At 68.0% G+C, this 22,767-nt stretch carries 36 protein-coding genes; all 36 read left to right on the top strand.

Features of this window, described 5'->3' with window-relative positions:
- Positions 1 to 27: 27 nt before the first annotated feature.
- Entirely contained in the window at positions 28 to 396 is a 369-nt protein-coding gene (locus tag ACGFH9_RS02180) for a hypothetical protein (RefSeq protein ID WP_393213949.1), read from the top strand.
- 604 nt (positions 397 to 1,000) lie between these two features.
- Complete coding sequence (locus tag ACGFH9_RS02175) at positions 1,001 to 1,381, top strand: hypothetical protein (protein WP_393214238.1); 381 nt, start codon at positions 1,001 to 1,003, stop codon at positions 1,379 to 1,381.
- 509 nt (positions 1,382 to 1,890) lie between these two features.
- Positions 1,891 to 2,265 carry a 30S ribosomal protein S12 gene (rpsL, locus tag ACGFH9_RS02170; protein ID WP_007465318.1) on the top strand — a complete coding sequence of 125 codons (375 nt, stop codon included), beginning with the start codon at positions 1,891 to 1,893 and terminating at the stop codon, positions 2,263 to 2,265.
- Between the two features lies 1 nt (position 2,266).
- Complete coding sequence (rpsG, locus tag ACGFH9_RS02165) at positions 2,267 to 2,737, top strand: 30S ribosomal protein S7 (protein ID WP_030489583.1); 471 nt, start codon at positions 2,267 to 2,269, stop codon at positions 2,735 to 2,737.
- Between the two features lie 76 nt (positions 2,738 to 2,813).
- Positions 2,814 to 4,910: an elongation factor G gene (fusA, locus tag ACGFH9_RS02160; RefSeq protein WP_393213946.1), complete on the top strand. Its 2,097-nt coding sequence runs from the start codon at positions 2,814 to 2,816 to the stop codon at positions 4,908 to 4,910.
- A 212-nt stretch (positions 4,911 to 5,122) separates the two neighbouring features.
- Positions 5,123 to 6,316 carry an elongation factor Tu gene (gene tuf / locus ACGFH9_RS02155; protein ID WP_355242165.1) on the top strand — a complete coding sequence of 398 codons (1,194 nt, stop codon included), beginning with the start codon at positions 5,123 to 5,125 and terminating at the stop codon, positions 6,314 to 6,316.
- Between the two features lie 350 nt (positions 6,317 to 6,666).
- A complete protein-coding gene (gene rpsJ / locus ACGFH9_RS02150; protein WP_007073037.1) occupies positions 6,667 to 6,975 on the top strand; it encodes a 30S ribosomal protein S10 in 309 nt (102 codons plus the stop codon).
- Positions 6,976 to 6,986: 11 nt separating this feature from the next.
- Positions 6,987 to 7,652 (top strand): 50S ribosomal protein L3, encoded by a 666-nt coding sequence (rplC, locus tag ACGFH9_RS02145; RefSeq protein ID WP_393213943.1) that lies wholly within the window; start codon positions 6,987 to 6,989, stop codon positions 7,650 to 7,652.
- Complete coding sequence (gene rplD / locus ACGFH9_RS02140; RefSeq protein WP_393213939.1) at positions 7,649 to 8,299, top strand: 50S ribosomal protein L4; 651 nt, start codon at positions 7,649 to 7,651, stop codon at positions 8,297 to 8,299. The genes rplC and rplD overlap by 4 nt, the downstream gene beginning before the upstream one ends.
- A complete protein-coding gene (gene rplW / locus ACGFH9_RS02135; RefSeq protein ID WP_088998352.1) occupies positions 8,296 to 8,598 on the top strand; it encodes a 50S ribosomal protein L23 in 303 nt (100 codons plus the stop codon). The genes rplD and rplW overlap by 4 nt, the downstream gene beginning before the upstream one ends.
- A 12-nt stretch (positions 8,599 to 8,610) precedes the next feature.
- Complete coding sequence (rplB, locus tag ACGFH9_RS02130) at positions 8,611 to 9,450, top strand: 50S ribosomal protein L2 (RefSeq protein ID WP_393213936.1); 840 nt, start codon at positions 8,611 to 8,613, stop codon at positions 9,448 to 9,450.
- Between the two features lie 12 nt (positions 9,451 to 9,462).
- On the top strand, positions 9,463 to 9,744 hold the full coding sequence (rpsS, locus tag ACGFH9_RS02125) for a 30S ribosomal protein S19 (RefSeq protein ID WP_007465299.1): 282 nt from the start codon (positions 9,463 to 9,465) through the stop codon (positions 9,742 to 9,744).
- A 42-nt stretch (positions 9,745 to 9,786) separates the two neighbouring features.
- Positions 9,787 to 10,245 (top strand): 50S ribosomal protein L22, encoded by a 459-nt coding sequence (gene rplV, locus ACGFH9_RS02120; protein WP_007465297.1) that lies wholly within the window; start codon positions 9,787 to 9,789, stop codon positions 10,243 to 10,245.
- On the top strand, positions 10,245 to 11,114 hold the full coding sequence (rpsC, locus tag ACGFH9_RS02115; RefSeq protein WP_007465294.1) for a 30S ribosomal protein S3: 870 nt from the start codon (positions 10,245 to 10,247) through the stop codon (positions 11,112 to 11,114). The genes rplV and rpsC overlap by 1 nt, the downstream gene beginning before the upstream one ends.
- A gap of 3 nt (positions 11,115 to 11,117) precedes the next feature.
- A complete protein-coding gene (gene rplP / locus ACGFH9_RS02110; RefSeq protein ID WP_053653940.1) occupies positions 11,118 to 11,543 on the top strand; it encodes a 50S ribosomal protein L16 in 426 nt (141 codons plus the stop codon).
- Positions 11,543 to 11,779: a 50S ribosomal protein L29 gene (gene rpmC / locus ACGFH9_RS02105; RefSeq protein WP_007465283.1), complete on the top strand. Its 237-nt coding sequence runs from the start codon at positions 11,543 to 11,545 to the stop codon at positions 11,777 to 11,779. The genes rplP and rpmC overlap by 1 nt, the downstream gene beginning before the upstream one ends.
- Positions 11,776 to 12,054, top strand: a complete 279-nt coding sequence (rpsQ, locus tag ACGFH9_RS02100; RefSeq protein ID WP_355242152.1) for a 30S ribosomal protein S17 — start codon at positions 11,776 to 11,778, stop codon at positions 12,052 to 12,054. Before rpmC ends, rpsQ begins: the two co-directional genes overlap by 4 nt.
- Before the next feature lie 93 nt (positions 12,055 to 12,147).
- Positions 12,148 to 12,516, top strand: a complete 369-nt coding sequence (gene rplN / locus ACGFH9_RS02095) for a 50S ribosomal protein L14 (protein WP_007465279.1) — start codon at positions 12,148 to 12,150, stop codon at positions 12,514 to 12,516.
- On the top strand, positions 12,513 to 12,833 hold the full coding sequence (rplX, locus tag ACGFH9_RS02090; protein ID WP_355242147.1) for a 50S ribosomal protein L24: 321 nt from the start codon (positions 12,513 to 12,515) through the stop codon (positions 12,831 to 12,833). Before rplN ends, rplX begins: the two co-directional genes overlap by 4 nt.
- Positions 12,833 to 13,399, top strand: a complete 567-nt coding sequence (gene rplE, locus ACGFH9_RS02085; RefSeq protein WP_355050758.1) for a 50S ribosomal protein L5 — start codon at positions 12,833 to 12,835, stop codon at positions 13,397 to 13,399. Before rplX ends, rplE begins: the two co-directional genes overlap by 1 nt.
- Before the next feature lies 1 nt (position 13,400).
- Positions 13,401 to 13,586, top strand: coding sequence for a type Z 30S ribosomal protein S14 (locus ACGFH9_RS02080; protein WP_007073023.1), 186 nt, complete (start codon positions 13,401 to 13,403; stop codon positions 13,584 to 13,586).
- 115 nt (positions 13,587 to 13,701) lie between these two features.
- Positions 13,702 to 14,109, top strand: coding sequence for a 30S ribosomal protein S8 (gene rpsH, locus ACGFH9_RS02075; protein WP_007465270.1), 408 nt, complete (start codon positions 13,702 to 13,704; stop codon positions 14,107 to 14,109).
- Between the two features lie 16 nt (positions 14,110 to 14,125).
- Complete coding sequence (rplF, locus tag ACGFH9_RS02070; protein ID WP_393213927.1) at positions 14,126 to 14,668, top strand: 50S ribosomal protein L6; 543 nt, start codon at positions 14,126 to 14,128, stop codon at positions 14,666 to 14,668.
- The gene (gene rplR / locus ACGFH9_RS02065) at positions 14,665 to 15,054 is read left to right on the top strand and encodes a 50S ribosomal protein L18 (RefSeq protein WP_030489594.1); all 390 of its coding nucleotides are present in this window, start codon (positions 14,665 to 14,667) and stop codon (positions 15,052 to 15,054) included. The genes rplF and rplR overlap by 4 nt, the downstream gene beginning before the upstream one ends.
- 33 nt (positions 15,055 to 15,087) lie before the next feature.
- A complete protein-coding gene (gene rpsE / locus ACGFH9_RS02060) occupies positions 15,088 to 15,702 on the top strand; it encodes a 30S ribosomal protein S5 (protein WP_007465263.1) in 615 nt (204 codons plus the stop codon).
- The gene (gene rpmD, locus ACGFH9_RS02055; protein ID WP_030329904.1) at positions 15,702 to 15,884 is read left to right on the top strand and encodes a 50S ribosomal protein L30; all 183 of its coding nucleotides are present in this window, start codon (positions 15,702 to 15,704) and stop codon (positions 15,882 to 15,884) included. Before rpsE ends, rpmD begins: the two co-directional genes overlap by 1 nt.
- Positions 15,884 to 16,327: a 50S ribosomal protein L15 gene (gene rplO, locus ACGFH9_RS02050; RefSeq protein ID WP_393213922.1), complete on the top strand. Its 444-nt coding sequence runs from the start codon at positions 15,884 to 15,886 to the stop codon at positions 16,325 to 16,327. The genes rpmD and rplO overlap by 1 nt, the downstream gene beginning before the upstream one ends.
- A 232-nt stretch (positions 16,328 to 16,559) precedes the next feature.
- The gene (gene secY / locus ACGFH9_RS02045; RefSeq protein WP_355050755.1) at positions 16,560 to 17,888 is read left to right on the top strand and encodes a preprotein translocase subunit SecY; all 1,329 of its coding nucleotides are present in this window, start codon (positions 16,560 to 16,562) and stop codon (positions 17,886 to 17,888) included.
- On the top strand, positions 17,889 to 18,542 hold the full coding sequence (locus tag ACGFH9_RS02040) for an adenylate kinase (protein WP_393213919.1): 654 nt from the start codon (positions 17,889 to 17,891) through the stop codon (positions 18,540 to 18,542).
- Between the two features lie 88 nt (positions 18,543 to 18,630).
- The gene (map, locus tag ACGFH9_RS02035; RefSeq protein WP_393213916.1) at positions 18,631 to 19,482 is read left to right on the top strand and encodes a type I methionyl aminopeptidase; all 852 of its coding nucleotides are present in this window, start codon (positions 18,631 to 18,633) and stop codon (positions 19,480 to 19,482) included.
- 195 nt (positions 19,483 to 19,677) lie between these two features.
- Positions 19,678 to 20,190 (top strand): DUF1707 domain-containing protein, encoded by a 513-nt coding sequence (locus tag ACGFH9_RS02030; protein ID WP_393213913.1) that lies wholly within the window; start codon positions 19,678 to 19,680, stop codon positions 20,188 to 20,190.
- A gap of 275 nt (positions 20,191 to 20,465) precedes the next feature.
- The gene (gene infA / locus ACGFH9_RS02025; RefSeq protein ID WP_007073013.1) at positions 20,466 to 20,687 is read left to right on the top strand and encodes a translation initiation factor IF-1; all 222 of its coding nucleotides are present in this window, start codon (positions 20,466 to 20,468) and stop codon (positions 20,685 to 20,687) included.
- A 91-nt stretch (positions 20,688 to 20,778) separates the two neighbouring features.
- Positions 20,779 to 20,892, top strand: a complete 114-nt coding sequence (gene rpmJ, locus ACGFH9_RS02020; protein WP_043965539.1) for a 50S ribosomal protein L36 — start codon at positions 20,779 to 20,781, stop codon at positions 20,890 to 20,892.
- Between the two features lie 261 nt (positions 20,893 to 21,153).
- Entirely contained in the window at positions 21,154 to 21,534 is a 381-nt protein-coding gene (gene rpsM, locus ACGFH9_RS02015; RefSeq protein ID WP_007465236.1) for a 30S ribosomal protein S13, read from the top strand.
- An 87-nt stretch (positions 21,535 to 21,621) separates the two neighbouring features.
- Complete coding sequence (gene rpsK / locus ACGFH9_RS02010) at positions 21,622 to 22,029, top strand: 30S ribosomal protein S11 (protein ID WP_030329919.1); 408 nt, start codon at positions 21,622 to 21,624, stop codon at positions 22,027 to 22,029.
- A 13-nt stretch (positions 22,030 to 22,042) separates the two neighbouring features.
- A complete protein-coding gene (gene rpsD / locus ACGFH9_RS02005) occupies positions 22,043 to 22,669 on the top strand; it encodes a 30S ribosomal protein S4 (RefSeq protein ID WP_007465229.1) in 627 nt (208 codons plus the stop codon).
- Positions 22,670 to 22,767: the final 98 nt, after the last annotated feature.

Raw genomic sequence — 22,767 nt, 5'->3', positions numbered from 1 at the left:
GCGGTCCGGGTTGGGCATGATGGAGACATGACGACCGCATCCGGGCAGGTGTCCGTCGCCTCTTCGGGCCTGCGACACCCGCTCGATCCGGACCCGGCCCGTGCCACCAAGGCGCGGGCGGTCTTCGCGCTGGGGCTGCTCGGCATGCTGACCGGGCTGTTCATCGGTGGGGTGGTACCCGCGACGGTGGCGCTCCAACTGGCTCGGGAGGCCCGGCGGGAGGCGTACGCCTCGGGGGGGTTCCTGACCGGAAGCGTCTGGCTGCGACGGGGGGAGCGGCTGGCCTGGACCGGTCTCGTGCTGGCCGCGGTCAGCGTGGTCGTCGTCGTGGTGATCGGCGTGGTCCGGCTGGCCGGCGCGCCGTTGGGCCATGACTACCCGGCGAACATGGACTGACCATCCGGCGACCGCGCCCGGCGCGGACGGCGCCGTCTCCGGCGGTAGCCTGGCCGGTGTCCGCCGCGCGCGCTGGCGGCCCTCTCGACAGGAGAATTTCGTGACGGAACCGGCGCGGCCCCCGGCGGACGAACCAGCCGGGCATCCTGGCGAGCCGGCTCCGGACGCGGCTTCCGGCACGCCGGCTCCGGACGCGACTCCCTCTGCGCCGGCTCCGGATGCGCCGCCCTCGGGATGGGGCCCGCCGCCCTCGCCGGCGTGGGGTCCGCCCACGGCCCAGTGGGGCGGGGTCTATCCGCCCGGTTACGGGCAGCCCCATCCCGCCCCCGGAACACCGCCGCCGTACGGCTGGGCCCAGCCACCGTCGCAACCGGCCGTGCCGCCCGGCTGGGGCCAGCCGTGGCCGGGGCCCGGTGCGCCCGCCGGTTGGGGGCACCCGCCGTCGCAGCCCGCCGTGCCGCACGGCTGGGGCCCGCCGTCGTCCGGGCCGGGCACGCCCGGCGCCTGGGGGCAGCCGGCGCCGGGGCAGTTCCCGGGTTGGGGTACGGCCGTGGCGCGGCCGGTGCCGCCGCCCACCGACGATCAGCGGCGGCCGCCGAAGCGGGTGGAATCGGTGCCCGGCACCCCGTTCGGCGTGGTGCACCTGGACGTGCCGCCGGTCACCGCCGGGTTGGCGACCGGGTCGCTGGTGGCCGGCATCGCCTCGATCCTGGTCTCGCTGCTGGTGATCTGCATCGGTGTGGCCTTCGGGGCCGACGGTGGTGTGTGGGTCTCCGGTGCCTTCACGGTGCTGGGGGTGCTGGCGGGGGTGGCGGCGATCGTCACCGGTCTGCTCGGTCGGCGGCAGATCCGCCGGCCGGCTGCCCCGTCGGCGGTGCGGTTCACCGGCCGAGGGCTCGCGGTGGCCGGCGTCAGCTGTGGCGCGGCGGGCGCGCTGCTCAGCCTGTTGGGTCTGGGGCTGGGGTTGCTGATCAGCCTGACGTGACTTCGGGCCACCGGACCGCAGCCGTGGCGCCGGTGGGGGCGCGGGCCCTGGGTGCCTGCCCGGGGGCGACGGGTGCTTCGGTGGGGAAGCCGGTACACTTGTATCGGTAGGTGCCCATCGCGGGCGACGAGGCGGGACGCGATCCGGCCGGCGAGTGTAAGACGTTCGCCGACCCATTCCGTTTTGACCTCGGCGGCTGTGGTAGGTACTCTTTCCCCTTGTGCCCGGGCGTGCCCGGGCAACTCGTGCGTGCGCTGGTTCCGGAGTCCGGACGGCGGCACGACAAGCCAAAGATCCGGAGCGGGGCGATCCGCGTGCCGGTGACAGAAACCCGGTACGCCCGCGACAGCGTCCGTACCGGAACCGTGAGTTGGGCGACACGCCCGACCGCGGGTGCCGGGGCCTCCGCAAGGTGACCCTGGCCGGAATGTAGGAGAGCCGGTCATCAGGCTGGCTAACGAGCAGACGGCGCGGCCGCGGACAGCGGCCGAAGGGAGCGGAGAAACCCGGTGCCCACCATTCAGCAGCTGGTCCGAAAGGGCCGTCAGGCCAAGACGACCAAGACCAAGACCCCTGCGCTCAAGGGGTCTCCCCAGCGGCGCGGCGTGTGCACCCGCGTGTACACCACCACCCCGAAGAAGCCGAACTCGGCGCTGCGCAAGGTCGCTCGTGTCAAGCTCAGCAGCCAGATCGAGGTAACCGCGTACATCCCGGGTGTCGGCCACAACCTGCAGGAGCACTCGATCGTGCTCGTGCGTGGCGGCCGTGTGAAGGACCTCCCCGGCGTGCGTTACAAGATCGTCCGCGGCTCGCTGGACACCCAGGGTGTCCGCAACCGCAAGCAGGCGCGCAGCCGTTACGGCGCGAAGAAGGAGAAGAGCTGACATGCCGCGTAAGGGACCCGCTCCGCGGCGGCCACTGGTCGCTGACCCGGTGTACAACTCGCCGCTGGTCACCCAGCTGGTGAACAAGATCCTGCTGCGCGGCAAGCGTCAGCTCGCCGAGACGATCGTGTACGCGGCCCTCGAGGGCTGCCGCGAGAAGTCCGGCACCGACCCGGTCGTCACCCTCAAGCGGGCGATGGACAACGTCAAGCCGACCCTCGAGGTGCGCAGCCGTCGAGTCGGTGGCGCCACCTACCAGGTTCCGGTCGAGGTCCGTCCCACCCGGGCGACCACCCTGGGCCTGCGCTGGCTGGTGACCTACTCCCGCGCCCGCCGCGAGAAGACCATGGTCGAGCGGCTGATGAACGAGCTGCTGGACGCGAGCAACGGCCTCGGTGCCGCCGTCAAGCGGCGCGAGGACACGCACAAGATGGCCGAGTCCAACAAGGCCTTCGCGCACTACCGCTGGTAACACCTGAGGTTCCGGCGTCCCCCGGGCGCCGGAACCGCCACCAGTTGAGTCGAGACGACGATAAGTAGGGATTGAAGTGGCCGCCGCAGACGCGCTCGCCAACGTACGCAACATCGGCATCATGGCGCACATCGATGCCGGTAAGACCACGACCACCGAGCGAATCCTGTTCTACACCGGCATCACGTACAAGATCGGTGAGGTCCACGAGGGCGCCGCCGTCATGGACTGGATGGAGCAGGAGCAGGAGCGTGGTATCACCATCACCTCCGCTGCCACCAAGTGTGAGTGGAAGGGCCACACGATCCAGATCATCGACACGCCTGGCCACGTCGACTTCACGGTCGAGGTCGAGCGGTCGCTGCGTGTCCTGGATGGTGCGGTCGCGGTCTACGACGGTGTCGCCGGCGTGGAGCCGCAGACGGAGAACGTCTGGCGGCAGGCCGACAAGTACAACGTCCCGCGCATGTGCTTCGTCAACAAGCTCGACCGGACCGGTGCTGACTTCTTCCGCTGCGTGCAGATGATGATCGACCGGCTGAACGCCACCCCGCTGGTTCTCCAGATCCCGATCGGGCTCGAGGGTGACCACATCGGTGTCGTCGACCTGGTCGGCATGCGCGCCCTCACCTGGCGCGGGGAGACCCAGAAGGGTGATGACTACGCGATCGAGGAGATCCCGGCTGAGCTGGCCGACTCCGCGGCCGAGTGGCGCGAGAAGCTGATGGAGACCCTCGCCGACGTCGACGACTCGGTGATGGAGAAGTACCTGGAGGGCGAGGAGGTCTCCGTCGAGGAGATCAAGGCCGCCATCCGGCGTGCCACCATCGCTGGCAAGGCCAACCCGGTGCTGTGCGGCTCGGCGTTCAAGAACAAGGGCGTCCAGCCCATGCTCGACGCCGTGGTCGACTTCCTGCCGTCGCCGCTGGACGTTCCGGCGATCGAGGGTACGGCCACCGACGGTGAGACCCCGCTGCTGCGCAAGCCGTCCAACTCGGAGCCCTTCTCCGGTCTGGCCTTCAAGATCCAGACGGACAAGCACCTCGGTAAGCTCACCTACGTGCGCGTCTACTCCGGCACGCTCGACTCCGGCTCCCAGGTGGTCAACTCCACCAAGGACCGCAAGGAGCGGATCGGCAAGATCTACCAGATGCACGCCAACAAGCGTGAAGAGCGTCCGTCGGCGCAGGCCGGCGACATCATCGCCGTGCAGGGTCTCAAGCAGACCACCACCGGCGACACGCTCTCGGACCCGGCGAACCCGGTCATCCTCGAGTCGATGACCTTCCCGGAGCCGGTCATCTCGGTGGCGATCGAGCCGAAGACCAAGTCCGACCAGGAGAAGCTGGGCACGGCCATCCAGCGCCTGGCCGAGGAGGACCCGACCTTCCGCGTCCAGCTGGACGAGGAGACCGGTCAGACGGTCATCTCCGGCATGGGTGAGCTGCACCTGGACATCCTGGTCGACCGGATGCGCCGCGAGTTCAACGTCGAGGCCAACGTCGGCAAGCCGCAGGTGGCGTACCGCGAGACCATCCGCCGCAAGGTGGACAAGGTCGAGTACACCCACAAGAAGCAGACCGGTGGTTCCGGCCAGTACGCCCGCGTCATCGTGAGCGTCGAGCCGCTGCCGCTGGACAACGACTCGCCGACCTACGAGTTCGCCAACGCCGTCAGCGGTGGTCGCATCCCGCGGGAGTTCATCCCGTCGGTCGACGCCGGTGCGCAGGACGCCATGCAGTACGGCATCCTCGCGGGCTTCCCGCTCGTCGGTGTGAAGCTGACGCTGCTGGACGGTCAGTACCACGAGGTCGACTCGTCGGAAATGGCATTCAAGATCGCCGGCTCGATGGTGATGAAGGACGCGGCCCGCAAGGCCGACCCCGCGTTGCTCGAGCCGATGATGGCCGTTGAGGTCACCACTCCGGAGGAGAACATGGGTGACGTCATCGGCGACCTCAACTCCCGCCGCGGCATCATCCAGGCGATGGAGGAGCGCAGCGGCGCCCGCATCGTGAGGGCTCTGGTGCCGTTGTCGGAGATGTTCGGCTACGTCGGCGACCTGCGGTCGAAGACCCAGGGCCGGGCTAGCTACAGCATGCAGTTCGACTCCTACGCCGAGGTTCCGCAGAGCGTCGCGAAGGAGATCATCGCAAAGGCGACGGGCGAGTAACTTCCCCGAGCAGGTGATTCGTGGTCGGTCGCGGGTGGTTTTCCCGCCCGCGGCCACCACGATCGGATCGCGTGAGACCGGGCCTGTAGGCTTCATCGCCGCAGAACCCACAATGGCTCTCCGGCCGTCAGGCCGGAAAGGCTGTCGACAGAGTCCTAAGCGCCGACCGGCGCGCCGGGCGTACGAACCAAGAAGTCCACAGGAGGACACCAGTGGCGAAGGCTAAGTTCGAGCGGACTAAGCCGCACGTCAACATCGGCACCATTGGTCACATCGACCACGGTAAGACGACGCTGACGGCGGCCATCACCAAGGTCCTGCACGACCAGTACCCGGACCTGAACCCCTACACGCCGTTCGACGAGATCGACAAGGCGCCGGAGGAGAAGGCCCGCGGCATCACGATCTCGATCGCGCACGTCGAGTACCAGACCGAGTCGCGGCACTACGCGCACGTGGACTGCCCCGGCCACGCGGACTACATCAAGAACATGATCACCGGTGCCGCGCAGATGGACGGCGCGATCCTGGTGGTCGCGGCGACCGACGGCCCGATGCCGCAGACCCGTGAGCACGTGCTGCTCGCGCGTCAGGTTGGCGTGCCGTACATCGTCGTGGCGCTCAACAAGAGCGACATGGTCGACGACGAGGAGCTCCTGGAGCTCGTCGAGCTCGAGGTCCGCGAGCTGCTCTCCTCGCAGGAGTACCCGGGTGACGACCTGCCGGTCGTCCGGGTCTCGGCGCTGAAGGCCCTCGAGGGTGACCCCGAGTGGACCGGCAAGCTGCTGGACCTGATGACCGCTGTCGACACCTCGATTCCGCAGCCGGAGCGCGAGGTCGACAAGCCGTTCCTGATGCCGGTCGAGGACGTCTTCACGATCACCGGTCGTGGCACCGTCGTCACCGGTCGCGTGGAGCGCGGCGTTCTCCTGCCGAACGAGGATGTTGAGCTCGTCGGTATCAAGGAGAAGAGCTTCAAGACCAAGGTCACCGCGATCGAGATGTTCCGCAAGACCCTGGACGACGCCCGCGCAGGCGAGAACGTCGGCCTGCTGCTGCGTGGCACCAAGCGCGACGAGGTCGAGCGCGGCATGGTCGTCGTGAAGCCGGGCTCGAACACCCCGCACACGGAGTTCGAGGCGACGGTCTACATCCTCTCCAAGGAGGAGGGTGGCCGCCACACCCCGTTCTTCCAGAACTACCGCCCGCAGTTCTACTTCCGGACCACGGACGTCACCGGTGTCGTCACCCTCCCCGAGGGCACCGAGATGGTCATGCCGGGTGACAACACCACCATGTCGGTGAAGCTGATCCAGCCCATCGCCATGGAGGAGAACCTCAAGTTCGCGATCCGCGAGGGTGGCCGCACCGTCGGCGCCGGGTTCGTCACCAAGATCCAGAAGTGACCTGGGTAACCCCGATTAGGCCCGCCGCCGGTCGTGCGGCATACTAGTCAGGTTGCGTAACGACAGTTCGTCGCCTGTGTTCGGCTTGCGCTGAACCTCCGGGTGACGAAACAGTCGAGCGTAGGGTGGTTGGCGGCCCAGTCGCCAACCACCCTCGCACGGCGTTCAGGTCGCGGTAGTGCGATCGGCGCCTTGACCCACCGCGCGGTCAGCACCGCTCCGGAACCACGGGGCGGAGCCTGGCCCGAGGGCGCGACACGCCCGACCGCGGGGGTCGGCGAAGTGGGCCTGTGCCAGCCGGTACAGGCGCCCGCAACACAGCGGCATCGAGAGAAGGAACAGAAGCCACCATGGCGGGACAGAAGATCCGCATCCGGCTCAAGGCCTATGACCACGAGGTCGTCGACTCCTCGGCTCGGAAGATCGTCGAGACGGTGACGCGCACCGGGGCGCAGGTCGCGGGCCCGGTGCCGCTGCCCACGGAGATCAACCGTTTCTGCGTTATCCGCTCGCCGCACAAGTACAAGGACTCGCGCGAGCACTTCGAGATGCGCACGCACAAGCGGCTGATCGACATCATCGACCCGACCCCGAAGACGGTCGACTCGCTCATGCGCCTCGACCTGCCGGCTGGCGTCGACATCGAGATCAAGCTGTAGGGACCGGACAAATGGACAGGCAAGTCAAGGGGATCCTGGGCGCCAAGCTCGGCATGACCCAGGTCTGGGACAACAACAAAGTTGTTCCCGTGACCGTGGTCGAGGCCGGCCCGTGCGTCATCAGCCAGGTTCGTAGCGCCGAGAAGGACGGTTACTCCGCGGTCCAGCTCGCCTACGGCACGATCGACCCGCGCAAGGTCAAGAAGCCGGTCAGCGGACACTACGCGAAGGCGGACGTGGCGCCGCGCCGGCACATCGTCGAGCTGCGCACCACGGACGCCGGGGAATACTCGCTGGGCCAGGAGGTCACGGTCGAGGAGTTCCCGGTCGGCGTCACCATCGACGTCACCGGCAAGACCAAGGGCAAGGGCTACGCCGGCCCGATGAAGCGGCACGGCTTCCACGGTCTGCGCGCCAGCCACGGTGTCGAGCGCAAGCACCGCTCGCCCGGTTCCATCGGCGCCTGCGCCACCCCGGGCCGTGTCTTCAAGGGCACCCGGATGGCCGGCCGCATGGGTGGCGTGCGCTACACCGTGCAGAACCTCACCGTCCAGGCGGTCGACACCGAGAACAACCTGCTGCTCGTCCGGGGTGCCATTCCTGGTCCCAAGGGCGCGCTGGTTCTGGTCCGTACCGCGGCCAAGAGCAAGGTGAAGAAGGGCGGTGCGGCCAAGTGACCACCGTTGACGTGCGCACCGTTGAGGGCACCACCAGCGGCTCCGTGGAGCTGCCGGCGGACATCTTCGACGTGCAGGCCAACGTCGCGCTGATGCACCAGGTCGTGGTGGCCCAGCTCGCGGCGGCCCGACAGGGCACGCACAAGGCCAAGACCCGCGGCGAGGTCGCCGGTGGCGGCAAGAAGCCGTACAAGCAGAAGGGCACCGGTCGCGCCCGGCAGGGCTCGATCCGCGCGCCGCAGTTCGCCGGCGGTGGCGTGGTGCACGGTCCCGTGCCGCGCGACTACACCCAGCGGACCCCGAAGAAGATGAAGGCCGCCGCGCTGCGGGGTGCCCTCTCCGACCGGGCCCGCGCCGGGCAGGTGCACGTCGTCGAGGCGTTCGTCTCGGGCGAGAAGCCGTCGACCAAGGCCGCTCTGGCCACGCTGACCAAGCTCACCGAGGCCCGTCGGGTCCTGGTCGTGCTGAGCAGCACCGACGAGCTGAACTGGGTGTCGCTGCGCAACGAGCCGCGGGTGCACCTGATCGAGTCCGGCCAGCTGAACACGTACGACGTGCTCGTGGCCGACGACGTGGTCTTCACCAAGGACGCCCTGGACGAGTTCCTGGGCGTGCCCGCCGAGACCACCGAGGAGGGTGGCAAGTGAGCACGATCGCCGACCCGCGCGACATCATCGTGGCGCCGGTCGTCTCGGAGAAGAGCTACAGCGAGCTGAACCGGAACTGGTACACCTTCCTGGTGCACCCGGACGCGAACAAGACCGAGATCAAGATCGCTATCCAGCAGATCTTCGACGTCCGCGTCCTGACGGTCAACACGCTCAACCGCCAGGGCAAGCGCAAGCGCACCAAGACCGGCTTCGGTCAGCGCAAGGCGACCAAGCGGGCGATCGTGAAGCTGGCTGACGGTGACCGTATCGAGGCCTTCGGCGGCCCGGTCAGCTGAGGGGTGTAGACAATGGCTATCCGTAAGTACAAGCCGACGACGCCGGGCCGTCGTGGCTCCAGCGTCGCCGACTTCGCCGAGATCACCCGGTCCACGCCGGAGAAGTCGCTGCTGGCTCCGTTGCCGAAGAAGGGCGGGCGTAACGCCCACGGCCGGATCACCACGCGGCACCACGGTGGCGGTCACAAGCGCCAGTACCGTCTGATCGACTTCAAGCGGGTCGACAAGGACGGCGTGCCGGCGAAGGTCGCTCACATCGAGTACGACCCGAACCGCACGGCGCGCATCGCGCTGCTGCACTACGCCGACGGCGAGAAGCGGTACATCCTCGCGCCGAAGGACATGAAGCAGGGCGACCGCGTCGAGTCCGGTCCGGGCGCCGACATCAAGCCGGGTAACAACCTGCCGCTGCGCAACATCCCGGTCGGTACGACGATCCACAACGTGGAGCTGCGTCCGGGTGGCGGGGCCAAGCTGGCCCGCTCGGCCGGCGTCGGCATCCAGCTGCTCGGCCGTGAGGGCGCGTACGCGACCCTGCGTATGCCGTCCGGCGAGATCCGGCGTGTGGACGTGCGCTGCCGGGCCAGCGTCGGCGAGATCGGCAACGCCGACCAGTCGAACATCAACTGGGGTAAGGCTGGCCGTATGCGGTGGAAGGGCAAGCGCCCGACCGTCCGTGGTGTCGCCATGAACCCGGTCGACCACCCGCACGGTGGTGGTGAAGGTAAGACCTCCGGTGGTCGCCACCCGGTCAACCCGCAGGGTAAGCCCGAGGGCCGCACCCGCCGTAAGGGCCAGGCGAGCGACAAGCTGATCGTCCGCCGCCGCTACGCCACGCGTAAGCGCGGCTGAGGGAGATAAGACATGCCTCGCAGCCTGAAGAAGGGCCCGTTCGTCGACGACCACCTGCTCAAGAAGGTGGAAGTTCAGAACGACAAGGGCTCCAAGAACGTGATCAAGACCTGGTCGCGGCGCTCGACGATCATCCCCGAGATGCTCGGGCACACGATCGCCGTGCACGACGGACGCAAGCACGTCCCGGTGTTCGTGACCGAGGCGATGGTCGGGCACAAGCTCGGCGAGTTCGCGCTGACCCGCACCTTCAAGGGTCACGAGAAGGACGACCGGAAGAGCCGTCGGCGCTGACGCCGCCAGGCATACGGATAGAGGGAACAAGGGGTTACAGCGATGCCAGGAAAGGGCGACGCTCCGGTGCTTCCGGGCGCGCGGGCGGTTGCGCGGCACGTGCGCATCTCGCCGATGAAGGCGCGCCGGGTGGTCAACCTCGTCCGCGGCCTGCCCGCGAAGGAGGCGCTCACGGTGCTGCAGTTCGCGCCGCAGGCTGCGAGCGAGCAGGTGTACAAGGTGCTCGCTAGCGCGATCGCCAACGCGGAGAACAACGAGCGGCTGGACCCCGACGCGCTGCTCGTCAGCGAGGCGTTCGTGGACGAGGGCCCGACGATGAAGCGGTTCCAGCCGCGGGCGCAGGGTCGGGCGTACCGGATCCGCAAGCGCACCTGCCACATCACCGTGGCGGTCGAGGCGGTCGCGCCGGCAGCGCCGAGGAAGGCCGCGGCCAAGAAGGCCGCTCCGGCCACGGAGGCCGCACCGGCCGAAGCGCAGAGCAAGACGGAGGATGCCGAGTAATGGGTCAGAAGGTTCACCCCACTGGGTTCCGGCTCGGCATTTCGACCGACTGGAAGTCCCGCTGGTTCGCGGACAAGCTCTACAAGGACTACATCGGCGAGGATGTCAAGATCCGCCGCATGATGTCCAAGGGCCTCGAGCGTGCCGGGATTTCCAAGGTCGACATCGAGCGCACCCGCGACCGCGTCCGGGTCGACATCCACACCGCCCGGCCGGGCATCGTCATCGGCCGTAAGGGTGCGGAGGCCGACCGGATCCGCGGCGAGCTGGAGAAGCTCACCGGCAAGCAGGTCCAGCTCAACATCATCGAGGTGAAGAACCCCGAGTCGGACGCTCAGCTCGTCGCGCAGGGCGTGGCCGAGCAGCTGTCCAGCCGGGTCAGCTTCCGCCGGGCGATGCGCAAGGCCATGCAGTCGGCGATGAAGAACCCGGTCTGCAAGGGCATCCGGGTTCAGGTTTCGGGTCGCCTCGGCGGCGCCGAGATGAGCCGGACCGAGTTCTACCGTGAGGGCCGGGTTCCGCTGCACACGCTGCGGGCCAACATCGAGTACGGCTTCTTCGAGGCTCGTACCACGTTCGGTCGGATCGGTGTGAAGGTCTGGATCTACAAGGGCGACGCCGTCCCGGGCCGGGAGGCTCCGGCCGAGGCCGGTCCGTCCCGCCCGCGTCGTGGTGAGCGCGGCGACCGTCCCGAGCGTCCGCGCCGTGGTCGGTCGGGTTCGTCCGGCACCACGGCTGGTGGCACCGAGGCCGGTCGCGCTGCTGCGACCACCATCGCGCAGCAGGCCGAGACGCCGAGCGGCGAGCCGGTCGACAGCGCTGCTGTCGCCGCCGCTGCTGCTCCGGCAGAGACGCAGCAGGAGGGCTGACAGATGCTGATGCCGCGCAAGCCCCCGAAGGGCTTCCGCAAGCCGCACCACCCGGACCGCAGTGGCGCGTCCAAGGGTGGTAACCGGGTGGTGTTCGGCGAGTTCGGGATCCAGGCTCTCGAGCCGGCGTACGTGACGAACCGGCAGATCGAGTCGGCACGTATCGCGATGACTCGCCACATCAAGCGTGGTGGCAAGGTCTGGATCACGATCTTCCCGGACCAGGCCCTCACCAAGAAGCCTGCCGAGACCCGGATGGGTTCCGGTAAGGGTTCCCCCGAGTGGTGGGTCGCCAACGTCAAGCCGGGGCGGGTTCTCTTCGAGATGTCCTTCCCCAACGAGCAGACCGCGCGAGAGGCCATGCGTCGCGCGATCCACAAGCTCCCGATGAAGTGCCGCATTGTTACGCGCGAAGTGGGTGAATCCTGATGGCAGCGGGCGTTAAGGCGACCGAGCTGCGTGAGCTCTCCGAAGAGGAGCTGGTCACGAAGCTGCGGGAGGCCAAGGCGGAGCTGTTCAACCTCCGCGTGCAGGCCGCAACCGGGCAGCTGGACAACAACCGGCGGTTGCAGGTCATCCGTCGGGAGATCGCCCGGATCTACACGATCATGCGTGAGCGCGAGCTGGGGCTCTCGGCCGCGCCGACTGAGGTGACTGCATCATGACCGAAGAGACTGCCACCGCCGCCGCGCGGTCGCGCCGCAAGGTCCGCGAGGGCCTGGTGACCAGCGACAAGATGGACAAGACCGTCGTTGTCGAGGTCGAGGACCGGGTTCGGCACGCGCTGTACGGCAAGATCATGCGCCGGACGGCCAAGCTGAAGGTGCACGACGAGCAGAACGCCGCTGGCACCGGTGACCGGGTTCTCATTATGGAGACCCGGCCGCTGAGCGCCACCAAGCGTTGGCGGATCGTGGAGATCCTGGAAAAGGCCAAGTAGCGAAGGCTCGAGCCCGGCGCTGCGTCGGGCGTAGGTTCCGCCAGGCTCCGGCCGCTCCGGCGGCCGGAGAACCGGCAGACATAGGAGATAGACGTGATTCAGCAGGAGTCGCGACTGCGCGTCGCCGACAACACGGGTGCTCGGGAGATCCTGTGCATCCGGGTTCTCGGTGGCTCGGGTCGGCGCTACGCGAGCATCGGCGACGTCATCGTGGCCACGGTCAAGGACGCGATCCCGGGTGCCGGTGTGAAGAAGGGCGACGTCGTCAAGGCTGTCGTCGTTCGCACGGCCAAGGAGAGGCGGCGGCCGGACGGCTCGTACATCCGCTTCGACGAGAACGCCGCCGTCATCATCAAGGACGGTGGGGACCCGCGCGGTACCCGCATCTTCGGCCCGGTGGGTCGGGAGCTGCGGGACAAGCGGTTCATGAAGATTATTTCCCTCGCGCCGGAGGTGTTGTGACCGTGAAGGTCAAGAAGGGCGACACGGTCGTCGTCATCGCCGGCAAGGACAAGGGTGCCAAGGGCAAGGTCATCGCGGCCTACCCGCGGCAGGACAAGGTCCTGGTCGAGGGCGTGAACCGGGTCAAGAAGCACACCCGAATCAGCACCACCCAGCGTGGCGCCAAGACCGGCGGCATCGTCACTCAGGAGGCCCCGATCCACGTCTCGAACGTGCAGGTCCTGGACTCCGACGGCAAGCCGACCCGCGTCGGTTACCGGTTCGACGACAACGGCCAGAAGGTCCGCATCGCGCGTAGCACCGGTAAGGACCTGTGATGACCACGGCTACCGAAAAGACCATGCCGCGCCTCAAGGAGCGGTACCGCAACGAGATCGTGGCCCAGCTGCGTGAGCAGAACAGCTACGGCAACCCCATGCAGGTGCCGCGGCTGGTCAAGATCGTCGTCAACATGGGTGTCGGCGAGGCTGCTCGCGACGCCAAGCTGATCGACGGCGCGGTCCGTGACCTCGCCACGATCACCGGCCAGAAGCCGCAGGTGCGGCGGGCGACCAAGTCCATCGCGCAGTTCAAGCTCCGCGAGGGCATGCCGATCGGCGCGAAGGTGACCCTCCGCGGCGACCGTATGTGGGAGTTCCTGGACCGGCTGCTGTCCATCGCGCTGCCGCGTATCCGTGACTTCCGCGGTCTGGACGGGCGCAAGCTCGACGGGCACGGCAACTACACGTTCGGTCTGACCGAGCAGTCGGTGTTCCACGAGATCGACCAGGACAGGATCGATCGCCAGCGGGGCATGGACATCACGGTGGTCACCACCGCCACGACTGACGACGAGGGTCGGGCGCTGCTCAAGCTCCTGGGCTTCCCGTTCAAGGAGAACTGAGATGGCCAAGAAGGCGCTGATCCTCAAGGCGGCCGCGAAGCCGAAGTTCTCGGTTCGCGCGTACACCCGCTGCCAGCGGTGCGGGCGTCCGAAGGCGGTCTACCGCAAGTTCGGGCTCTGCCGGGTCTGCATCCGGGAGATGGCCCACCGCGGTGAGCTGCCGGGTGTGTCCAAGGCTTCCTGGTAAGGGCGACCGCTTCCCGGCTCCGGCCGGGAACTCCTGTACCGATTAGGTATTGCTCTTCGCCGTAGGCCCGGGGCTGATGCCCCGGGAACCCCGGCGAGAAAGGCTGACGAAATCCATGACGATGACCGACCCGATCGCAGACATGCTCACGCGTCTGCGTAACGCCAACCAGGCGTACCACGATCAGGTGAAGATGCCCTACTCCAAGATCAAGGCGAACATCGCCGAGGTCCTGAAGGCCGAGGGTTACATCGCCACCTGGTCGGTCGAGGAGCCCGAGGAGGGCGCCGTCGGCAAGCGACTGGTCGTCGAGCTGAAGTACGGCCAGAACCGGGAGCGGAGCCTGGCCGGCATCAAGCGCGTGTCCAAGCCCGGTCTCCGGGTGTACGCCAAGTCGGACGGGCTCCCGCGGGTGCTCGGTGGGCTGGGCGTGGCGATCATTTCGACGTCCCAGGGGCTGCTGACCGACCGGCAGGCCCGCAAGCGGAGTGTTGGCGGGGAAGTCCTCGCCTTCGTCTGGTAACGGGAGACTGGTAGAAATGTCGCGAATTGGACGTAAGTCGATCCCGGTGCCATCCGGCGTCGACATCACGATCGACGGGCAGACCGTCAAGGTCAAGGGCCCGAAGGGCGAGCTCCAGCACACCATCGCGGAGCCGATCACGGTCGAGCGCGCGGAGGACGGGCAGCTGAACGTCAGCCGCCCGAACGACGAGCGCAAGGCCAAGGAACTGCACGGCCTGAGCCGTACCCTGGTCGCCAACATGATCGTCGGCGTGACCGAGGGTTACCGTAAGAGCCTGGAGATCGCCGGCACCGGTTACCGGGTCACTGCCAAGGGCTCGGACCTCGAGTTCGCGCTCGGGTTCTCGCACCCGGTGGTCGTCCCCGCCCCGGCGGGCATCACCTTCACGGTGGAGCGGCCGACCCTGTTCCACGTGGCCGGCATCGACAAGCAGCAGGTCGGTGAGGTCGCCGCCAACATCCGGAAGATCCGCCCGCCGGAGCCCTACAAGGGCAAGGGCGTCAAGTACCAGGGCGAGGTCATCCGCCGCAAGGCTGGAAAGGCAGGTAAGAAGTGAGCGCCACGCTGCTCAAGCGCCGCCGCGGCGTCGCCGCCAAGCGCGCCGTTGGGCGTGCGCGTCGGCACTTCCGCGTCCGCAAGAACGTCAGCGGTACGGCCGAGCGTCCGCGCCTGGTCGTCACCCGTTCGCTGCGGCACATGGTCGCCCAGATCGTCGACGACACCAAGGGTCACACCCTGGCGTCGGCGTCGACCCTGGACGCCTCGCTGCGCGGTGCGGAGGGCGACAAGAGCGCCCTCGCCGGCAAGGTGGGCTCCCTGCTCGCCGAGCGGGCCAAGGCCGCCGGCGTCTCCAAGGTCGTCTTCGACCGCGGTGGCAACCGGTACGCGGGGCGAGTCGCCGCGCTTGCCGACGCTGCCCGCGAAGCCGGGCTCGAGTTCTAACAACCCCGTCACGAGAGATAAGGAAGGCTGCTGATGCCAGGTCAACAGCGCCGTGGCGGCGGGTCCGGTGGCAACGAGGGTGGTCGCCGCGACAACCGCCGTGAGGGCGGCCGTGGAAACGCGCCCGTCGAGAAGACCCCGCACCTTGAGCGGGTCGTCGCGATCAACCGCGTCGCCAAGGTCGTGAAGGGTGGTCGTCGCTTCAGCTTCACCGCCCTGGTGATCGTGGGCGACGGCGACGGCACGGTCGGCGTGGGCTACGGAAAGGCCAAGGAGGTGCCCGCGGCGATCGCCAAGGGTGTCGAGGAGGCCAAGAAGCACTTCTTCAAGGTTCCGCGGATCGGCCAGTCGATCCCGCACCCGGTGACGGGTGAGGACGCGGCCGGCGTGGTGCTGCTCAAGCCGGCCTCGGCCGGTACGGGTGTCATCGCCGGTGGTCCGGTGCGTGCCGTGCTGGAGTGCGCGGGTATCCACGACGTGCTCTCCAAGAGCCTCGGCTCGTCCAACCCGATCAACATCGTGCACGCCACCGTGGCGGCCCTGAAGGGGCTTGAGTCCCCCGAGCAGGTCGCGGCGCGTCGTGGTCTGCCGGTGGAGGACGTCGCGCCGGCCGCCATGCTGGCGTCGCGTGCGGGGGTGGCGCGCTGATGGCACGCCTGAAGGTCACCCAGCTCCGGTCCGGTATCGGGACCAAGCAGAACCAGCGTGATTCGCTGCGTTCGCTCGGTCTCAAGCGGATCAACGACGTGGTGGTCAAGGAGGACCGGCCCGAGATCCGCGGCATGATCTTCACGGTCAACCACCTCGTGAAGGTCGAGGAGGTCGAGTAATGACGATCAAGGTGCACCACCTGCGCCCGGCGCCCGGTTCCAAGACCGCGAAGACCCGTGTGGGTCGCGGTGAGGGTTCCAAGGGCAAGACCGCCGGTCGCGGTACCAAGGGCTCCAAGGCCCGCAAGAACATCTCGGCGGCGTTCGAGGGTGGGCAGATGCCCATCCACATGCGTCTGCCGAAGACGAAGGGCTTCAAGAACAGGTTCAAGGTGGTCTTCCAGGTGGTCAACCTGGACCGGCTCGCCGAACTGTTCCCGAACGGCGGCCAGGTCGGCCCGCTCGAGCTGGTCGAGGCCGGCGCGGTCCGCAAGGGCCAGCCGGTCAAGGTTCTCGGCACCGGGGACCTTGGCGGGGTGGCGCTCCAGGTGTCGGCGCACGCGTTCAGCGCGTCGGCCAAGGAGAAGATCGCCGCCGCCGGTGGCTCCGTCACCGAGCTGTAAGGCGTACGACCTCGGCGCCCGTCCAGTTGCGAGCAACTGGCGGGCGCCTAGGTCTGCCTGGGGCCCATGCGCCCGGTAATATCGGAATCGGTTTATGTAGCCGGGCGCACCTGCCCGGAGCGGGACAGGGCTGTTAGAGTCCCATCCCAGCCATGGATTCCGGGCACTCGCCCGGGATGCACCCCGACCCGCCAGGGATCACCGGCGGCCCGCCTCGCGCAGGAGGAAGAAGTTGCTGTCCGCCTTTCTCAGTGCGTTCCGTACGCCTGACCTGCGCAAGAAGCTGCTGTTCACAGTAGGCATCATTGCGGTCTACCGGCTGGGTGCCACGCTGCCCAGCCCGGGCGTCTCGTACGGCAACGTGCAGAAGTGCCTCGACTCCATCTCGGGCGATACGACGGGCCCGCTGAATCTGCTCAACCTCTTCTCCGGCGGGGCGCTGCTCCAGCTCTCGGTCTTCGCGCTGGGCATCATGCCCTACATCACCGCGTCGATCATCCTGCAGCTGCTGACCGTCGTGATCCCGCGCCTCGAGCAGCTCCGCAAGGAGGGCCAGGCCGGCCAGGCGAAGATCACGCAGTACACCCGCTACCTGACCCTGGGCCTCGGTGTGCTCCAGGCGTCGGCGTTCGTGGCCCTGGCCCGTTCCGGCCAGCTGTTCCAGAACCGCTGTGACCAGTTCCCGATCATCCCCGAGGGCACCGGCATCCCGGACTGGCTGACGCTGTCCATCCTGGTGATCACCATGACCGCCGGTACCGGCATGGTCATGTGGCTCGGCGAGCTGATCACCGACCGCGGCGTCGGCAACGGCATGTCGGTCCTGATCTTCACCTCGATCGCGGCCCGGCTGCCCAGCGAGGGCTGGCAGATCAAGACCAGCAAGGGCTGGGACATGTTCGCCCTGGTCATCGCGCTGGTCCTCGTGGTCATCACCGCGGTCACCTTCATCGAGCAGGCGCAGCGCCGGATTCCGGTGCAGTACGCCAAGCGGATGATCGGCCGGCGGATGTACGGCGGCACCTCGACCTACATTCCGCTCAAGGTCAACCAGGCGGGCGTGATCCCGGTCATCTTCGGCTCGTCGCTTCTCTACCTGCCGCAGCTGGCTCTCCAGTTCTTCGACCAGAACGACCCGGGCAAGGTCCAGGCCTGGATCCAGAACAACCTGGTCGCCCCGGACAGCCCGATCTACATCACGGTCTACTTCCTGTTGATCATCTTCTTCACGTACTTCTACGTGTCGATCACGTTCAACCCGACCGAGGTCGCGGACAACATGAAGAAGTACGGCGGGTTCGTGCCGGGCATCCGTCCGGGCAAGCCGACCGCCGACTACCTGGACTTCATCCTCAGCCGGATCACCCTGCCGGGTGCGCTCTACCTGGGCGTCATCTCGATCCTGCCGAACTTCTTCTTCATCTGGCTGGACAACCAGCAGTACCAGAACTTCCCGTTCGGTGGCACCGCTGTGCTCATCATGGTCGGCGTCGGTCTGGAGACCGTGAAGCAGATCGAGAGCCAACTGATGCAGCGGAACTACGAAGGGTTCCTGCGGTAGATGAGACTCGTTCTGGTTGGCCCGCCCGGCGCGGGCAAAGGCACACAGGCCGAGTTCATCGCCGCACACCTCTCGGTGCCCAAGATCTCGACCGGGGACATCTTCCGGTCGAACGTCACTCAGGGCACGCCACTCGGTGTCGAGGCAAAGCGCTACATGGACGCTGGCGAGCTGGTCCCGGACGAGGTCACCATCAACATGGTCCGAGATCGGCTGGCCGAGCCCGACGCCAGCGAGGGCTTTCTGCTCGACGGCTTCCCGCGGACCACTCCGCAGGCTGCCGCTCTGGACAAGCTCCTCGCTGACCTGGGCACCGCGCTGGATCTGGTCCTGGAGCTGGTGGTCGACGACGACGAGGTGATCCGGCGGCTCTCCGGCCGGCGTACCTGCCGGGGATGCGGCAAGATCTGGCACGTCGAGTTCGACGCGACCACCCGTCCGGGCATCTGTGACCGGTGTGGCGCCGAGCTGTTCCAGCGCGACGACGACAAGCCGGAGACCATCTCGACCCGCCTGCGGGAGTACAGCGAGAAGACCGCCCCCCTGGTCGACTACTACGGCGCCCAGGGCAAGCTGGTCGGGATCGACGCCACGGGCCCCGTGGAGGACGTCACCACCCGGGCCATAGACGCGCTGCGGTCGTACGGCGGCTGAGGTCCCGCCGCATCGCGGCGGATAGAGTGCGAACAGCGGGGTACGCGAGACGTGCCCCGCTGTTTCGGCAACGAAAGGTAACCGCTCCATGCGTCGTCCCCAGCTGGACATCCAGCTGAAGACCCCTGACCAGATCGAGAAGATGCGCGCGGCCGGTCTGGTGGTCGCCGAGGCCCTGCGTCGCATGCGCGAGGCGGTGGCGCCGGGCGTGAGCACTGCCGATCTGGATGCCATCGCCGAGTCGACGATCCGGGAGGCGGGTGCCGTCCCGTCGTTCAAGGGGTACCACGGCTTCCCGGCGTCGATCTGTTCCTCAGTGAACGAGCAGATCGTGCACGCGATCCCCTCGCCGAACCAGGTTCTGGCCGACGGCGATCTCATCTCGATCGACTGCGGCGCGGTGCTGAACGGTTGGCACGGCGACTCCGCGATCACGGTCGGGGTCGGTGACGTCGACCCGGCGCTGCTGAAGATGGCCGAGGTCGCCGAGGACGCCATGTGGGCCGGCATCGCCGCCGCCGCCCGCGGTGCGGCCAACGGCAAGGGCCGCCTCACCGACATCTCGCACGCTGTGGAGACCGCCGTTCGCAAGGGCGGCCGTTACGGCATCGTCGACGGCTACGGCGGGCACGGCATCGGCACTGAGATGCACCAGGATCCGCACGTGCTCAACCATGGCCGGCCGGGCAAGGGGCCGCGTCTGGTCCCCGGCATGGCGCTGGCGATCGAGCCGATGATCACCATGGCCTCGCCGCGCACGGTCGAACTGGCCGATGGCTGGACGGTCGTCACGCGGGACGGGTCGATCGCGGCGCACGTCGAGCACTCGATGGCGCTGTTGCCCGACGGCGTCTGGGTGCTCACCGCCTTCGACGGGGGCCGAGCCCGCCTGGGTGACCTCGTGACGGCCCGCCAGCCCGCCGAGTCGACGACCTCCTGACCTCCGGCCGCGCCAGCGACCCTCGCCGCGTGACGCCAGCGGCAGCGTGTCGATCGACTCCGTATCGCCGCTGTGGCGGCATCAGATCGCTGGATCACCCCGAGATCGGCGATGTGGAGTGGATCATCTGCCCTCGGTCCCGGGGCCGACCGGCGGGTCGGGCACCGCTGGCGCGGCGGTGGCATGCTTGCCGGCATGGGCGGGCGCGACGAGATGCGGGCGGCGGACGCGGACCGGGAGACGGTGGCCGAGCGGTTGCGGGTAGCGCTCAACGAGGGCCGTCTGGACCTGCACGAGTACGACGAGCGGCTGCAACGGGCGTTTGCCGCGCGCACGTACGGCGAGTTGGACGCGCTGCTGACCGATCTGCCGCCGGTGACGCCGAAGCAGCGGTCCGCCCTGGAGGCGGTGCCGGCCGCCGGTGTGCCGGTCGGCAGTCCCGACGAGCCGGCCGCCGGTGTGGTGCGCACGGTGACCGCCCGGTGGTTGGCTGACGTCTGGTTGCCGTACCTGCGGGTGATTGCCGTCGTGGTGACCGTCTGGGCGGCGACCTCCCTGCTCAGTGGCGAGCTGCTGTACTTCTGGCCGATCTGGGTGGCTGGGCCGTGGGGGGCGGTGCTGGCGGTCCGCACGGTCGCGGGCCTGACCCGGGGCGAGCCACGACGTGCGGCCATCGAGCGGGAGCGCCGCCCCCACGGTCGATCATGAAGTTGTTGTCGCGACACGCCGTGATTGAGGGCAACAACTTCATGATCAACGCGGGTTGGTGGCGCGGTGGAACGCGGGTGGGGTGGCCGGTTTTGCTACGGCCCGCAGGCGGGCGTACACTTTCAGATCGGCGCACAGCGTCCACTCCGGCATGCCCACCCTGCGCTTCGGTGGGAGCTGGAGCCGCGGCTGGCGCGGGCTTCTGATTTTGGTCAGATTTCCGTGTAAGACGTTGTGGGCCGCCCGGAGCAATCGACGTCAGGACAGCGGAGGACATGCCGAAAAAAGACGGAGCCATTGAGATCGAGGGTCGGGTCATCGAGCCCCTGCCGAACGCCATGTTCCGGGTGGAGCTCGCGAACGGCCACAAGGTGTTGGCTCACATCAGTGGCAAGATGCGGCAGCACTACATCCGCATCCTGCCGGAGGACCGAGTCGTCGTCGAACTCTCGCCGTACGACCTGACCCGCGGGCGCATCGTCTACCGCTACAAGTAGTCCTGACGGCGGCCGGGAAGTCCCGTGTCCGTCTTCGACGTCCGGTCTCGCGCATGGCGCGTTGCCGGGCCAGATGGGAAGTAAGGCAACCGTGAAGGTCAAGCCGAGCGTCAAGAGGATCTGCAACAAGTGCCGGGTTATCCGCCGGCACGGCCGGGTCATGGTCATCTGCAGCGACCCGCGCCACAAGCAGCGCCAGGGCTGACTCAGTCCCACCGGCCGTGATACGGCCGGTCGGATCGGTCCCGGCCGCAGATCCAGGCAGCACAGCACATGCTCGTCCCAGCCGCGAGCGGTACGCAGCGCGTACTCAGTCGTGGTTGACCCCCGGTCGGAGGCCGGGGCCCGCTTGGGCAGCGACCGATCCCGGTCGCCGGCGCTGACAGCGTCGGAAGGACGGGACGGCCGGTAGCGGGGTGGGACGGGTCCACACCTCCGCCACACATCACGAGGAGTACGCCCGCACATGGCACGTCTAGTCGGCGTGGATCTCCCCCGCGAGAAGCGGATGGAGATCGCGCTCACCTACATCTTCGGGGTCGGTCGCACCCGCGCCCTGGAGACACTCGCCGCTACCGGCATCTCGCCGGACAAGCGCGCTCGGGACCTCACGGACGAGGAGCTCGTGCAGCTCCGCGACCACATCGAGGGCAACTACAAGGTTGAAGGCGACCTGCGCCGCGAGGTCGCCGCTGACATCCGCCGCAAGGTTGAGATCGGCTGCTACGCCGGCATCCGGCACCGCCGGGGCCTGCCCGTGCGTGGCCAGCGGACCAAGACCAACGCGCGGACCCGCAAGGGCCCGAAGCGGACCGTCGCCGGCAAGAAGAAGCCCGGCAAGAAGTAGTTCTTACCCGGATGACGGGGTCGGCCGCCGTCGAGGCGGGCCAGGCCGCAACCCAGTCCGGAAAGTCAACTAGGAGCGCACAGACTTATGCCACCGAAGGCTCGTGCCGGAGCCGCAGTAAAGAAGGTCCGGCGCAAGGAACGCAAGAACGTCGCCCACGGGCAGGCGCACATCAAGAGCACGTTCAACAACACCATCGTGTCCATCACGGACCCGACCGGTGCGGTCATCTCCTGGGCCTCCGCTGGCCAGGTGGGCTTCAAGGGCTCCCGCAAGTCGACTCCGTTCGCCGCGCAGCTGGCCGCCGAGGCCGCCGCGCGTCGCGCCATGGAGCACGGCATGCGCAAGGTCGACGTGTTCGTCAAGGGCCCCGGCTCCGGCCGGGAGACCGCCATCCGTTCGCTGCAGGCCGTGGGCCTCGAGGTCGGCCAGATCGCCGACGTCACCCCGCAGCCGCACAACGGGTGCCGTCCGCCGAAGCGTCGCCGGGTCTGAGAGGTAGAGAGAGATGGCTCGTTACACCGGTGCTGACTGCCGCCGTTGCCGGCGGGAGAAGATGAAGCTGTTCCTCAAGGGCAGCAAGTGCGATGGTCCGAAGTGCCCGTTCGAGTCCCGGCCGTTCCCGCCCGGGCAGCACGGCCGAGGCCGCACCAAGGAGACGGAGTACCTGCTCCAGCTCCGCGAGAAGCAGAAGGCCCGCCGCGTCTACGGCGTGCTGGAGAAGCAGTTCCGTGGCTACTACGAGGAAGCCGTCGGCAAGCAGGCCAAGACCGGTGAGGTCCTCCTGCAGATCCTCGAGTCGCGGCTGGACAACGTCGTTTACCGGGCCGGCTACGCCCACTCGCGGGACATGGCCCGCCAGCTGGTCAAGCACGGTCACTTCACGGTGAACGGCAAGAAGGTCGACATCCCGTCGTACCGCGTCAAGGAGCACGACATCATCGAGGTCCGGGGTAAGAGCAAGGAGCTCACCCCGTTCGTGGTGGCGCAGGCTCAGGCCGGTTCGAAGACGGTGCCGGCCTGGCTGGAGGCAATCCCCAGCCAGATGAAGGTGCTCGTGCACTCCCTCCCGGCCCGGCAGGTCATCGACACGCAGGTCCAGGAGCAGCTGATCGTCGAGCTCTACTCCAAGTAGTCGGGCTCGTTGCGGTGGTCCGCCCTTCGGGGCGGGCCACCGGAACAGTTTGTGTCGCGGACGTCAAATAGCGGGCGTCCCGGAAGAGAAGAGACAAC

This window comes from Micromonospora sp. NPDC049102, from assembly GCF_043197485.1.
Taxonomy (GTDB): Bacteria; Actinomycetota; Actinomycetes; order Mycobacteriales; family Micromonosporaceae; genus Micromonospora.
Note: the sequence above shows the minus strand (reverse complement) of the source record. Positions and strands in the feature narration are given on the sequence as shown.

Excerpts from the sequence above, each read along its gene's own strand:
- rplB (WP_393213936.1), top strand. The coding sequence starts at position 8,611 with ATGGCTATCCGTAAGTACAAGCCGACGACGCCGGGCCGTCGTGGCTCC.
- rpmC (WP_007465283.1), top strand. The coding sequence starts at position 11,543 with ATGGCAGCGGGCGTTAAGGCGACCGAGCTGCGTGAGCTCTCCGAAGAG.
- infA (WP_007073013.1), top strand. The coding sequence starts at position 20,466 with ATGCCGAAAAAAGACGGAGCCATTGAGATCGAGGGTCGGGTCATCGAG.
- rplO (WP_393213922.1), top strand. The coding sequence starts at position 15,884 with ATGACGATCAAGGTGCACCACCTGCGCCCGGCGCCCGGTTCCAAGACC.
- rpsH (WP_007465270.1), top strand. The coding sequence starts at position 13,702 with ATGACGATGACCGACCCGATCGCAGACATGCTCACGCGTCTGCGTAAC.
- rpsJ (WP_007073037.1), top strand. The coding sequence starts at position 6,667 with ATGGCGGGACAGAAGATCCGCATCCGGCTCAAGGCCTATGACCACGAG.
- map (WP_393213916.1), top strand. The coding sequence starts at position 18,631 with ATGCGTCGTCCCCAGCTGGACATCCAGCTGAAGACCCCTGACCAGATC.
- rpsD (WP_007465229.1), top strand. The coding sequence starts at position 22,043 with ATGGCTCGTTACACCGGTGCTGACTGCCGCCGTTGCCGGCGGGAGAAG.
- rpsG (WP_030489583.1), top strand. The coding sequence starts at position 2,267 with ATGCCGCGTAAGGGACCCGCTCCGCGGCGGCCACTGGTCGCTGACCCG.
- rplE (WP_355050758.1), top strand. The coding sequence starts at position 12,833 with ATGACCACGGCTACCGAAAAGACCATGCCGCGCCTCAAGGAGCGGTAC.
- rpsK (WP_030329919.1), top strand. The coding sequence starts at position 21,622 with ATGCCACCGAAGGCTCGTGCCGGAGCCGCAGTAAAGAAGGTCCGGCGC.
- rplC (WP_393213943.1), top strand. The coding sequence starts at position 6,987 with ATGGACAGGCAAGTCAAGGGGATCCTGGGCGCCAAGCTCGGCATGACC.
- rpsC (WP_007465294.1), top strand. The coding sequence starts at position 10,245 with ATGGGTCAGAAGGTTCACCCCACTGGGTTCCGGCTCGGCATTTCGACC.
- rplV (WP_007465297.1), top strand. The coding sequence starts at position 9,787 with ATGCCAGGAAAGGGCGACGCTCCGGTGCTTCCGGGCGCGCGGGCGGTT.
- ACGFH9_RS02180 (WP_393213949.1), top strand. The coding sequence starts at position 28 with ATGACGACCGCATCCGGGCAGGTGTCCGTCGCCTCTTCGGGCCTGCGA.
- rpsS (WP_007465299.1), top strand. The coding sequence starts at position 9,463 with ATGCCTCGCAGCCTGAAGAAGGGCCCGTTCGTCGACGACCACCTGCTC.
- ACGFH9_RS02080 (WP_007073023.1), top strand. The coding sequence starts at position 13,401 with ATGGCCAAGAAGGCGCTGATCCTCAAGGCGGCCGCGAAGCCGAAGTTC.
- ACGFH9_RS02030 (WP_393213913.1), top strand. The coding sequence starts at position 19,678 with ATGGGCGGGCGCGACGAGATGCGGGCGGCGGACGCGGACCGGGAGACG.
- rplP (WP_053653940.1), top strand. The coding sequence starts at position 11,118 with ATGCTGATGCCGCGCAAGCCCCCGAAGGGCTTCCGCAAGCCGCACCAC.
- ACGFH9_RS02040 (WP_393213919.1), top strand. The coding sequence starts at position 17,889 with ATGAGACTCGTTCTGGTTGGCCCGCCCGGCGCGGGCAAAGGCACACAG.
- rpsE (WP_007465263.1), top strand. The coding sequence starts at position 15,088 with ATGCCAGGTCAACAGCGCCGTGGCGGCGGGTCCGGTGGCAACGAGGGT.
- rpsQ (WP_355242152.1), top strand. The coding sequence starts at position 11,776 with ATGACCGAAGAGACTGCCACCGCCGCCGCGCGGTCGCGCCGCAAGGTC.
- rpmD (WP_030329904.1), top strand. The coding sequence starts at position 15,702 with ATGGCACGCCTGAAGGTCACCCAGCTCCGGTCCGGTATCGGGACCAAG.
- rplF (WP_393213927.1), top strand. The coding sequence starts at position 14,126 with ATGTCGCGAATTGGACGTAAGTCGATCCCGGTGCCATCCGGCGTCGAC.
- rpsM (WP_007465236.1), top strand. The coding sequence starts at position 21,154 with ATGGCACGTCTAGTCGGCGTGGATCTCCCCCGCGAGAAGCGGATGGAG.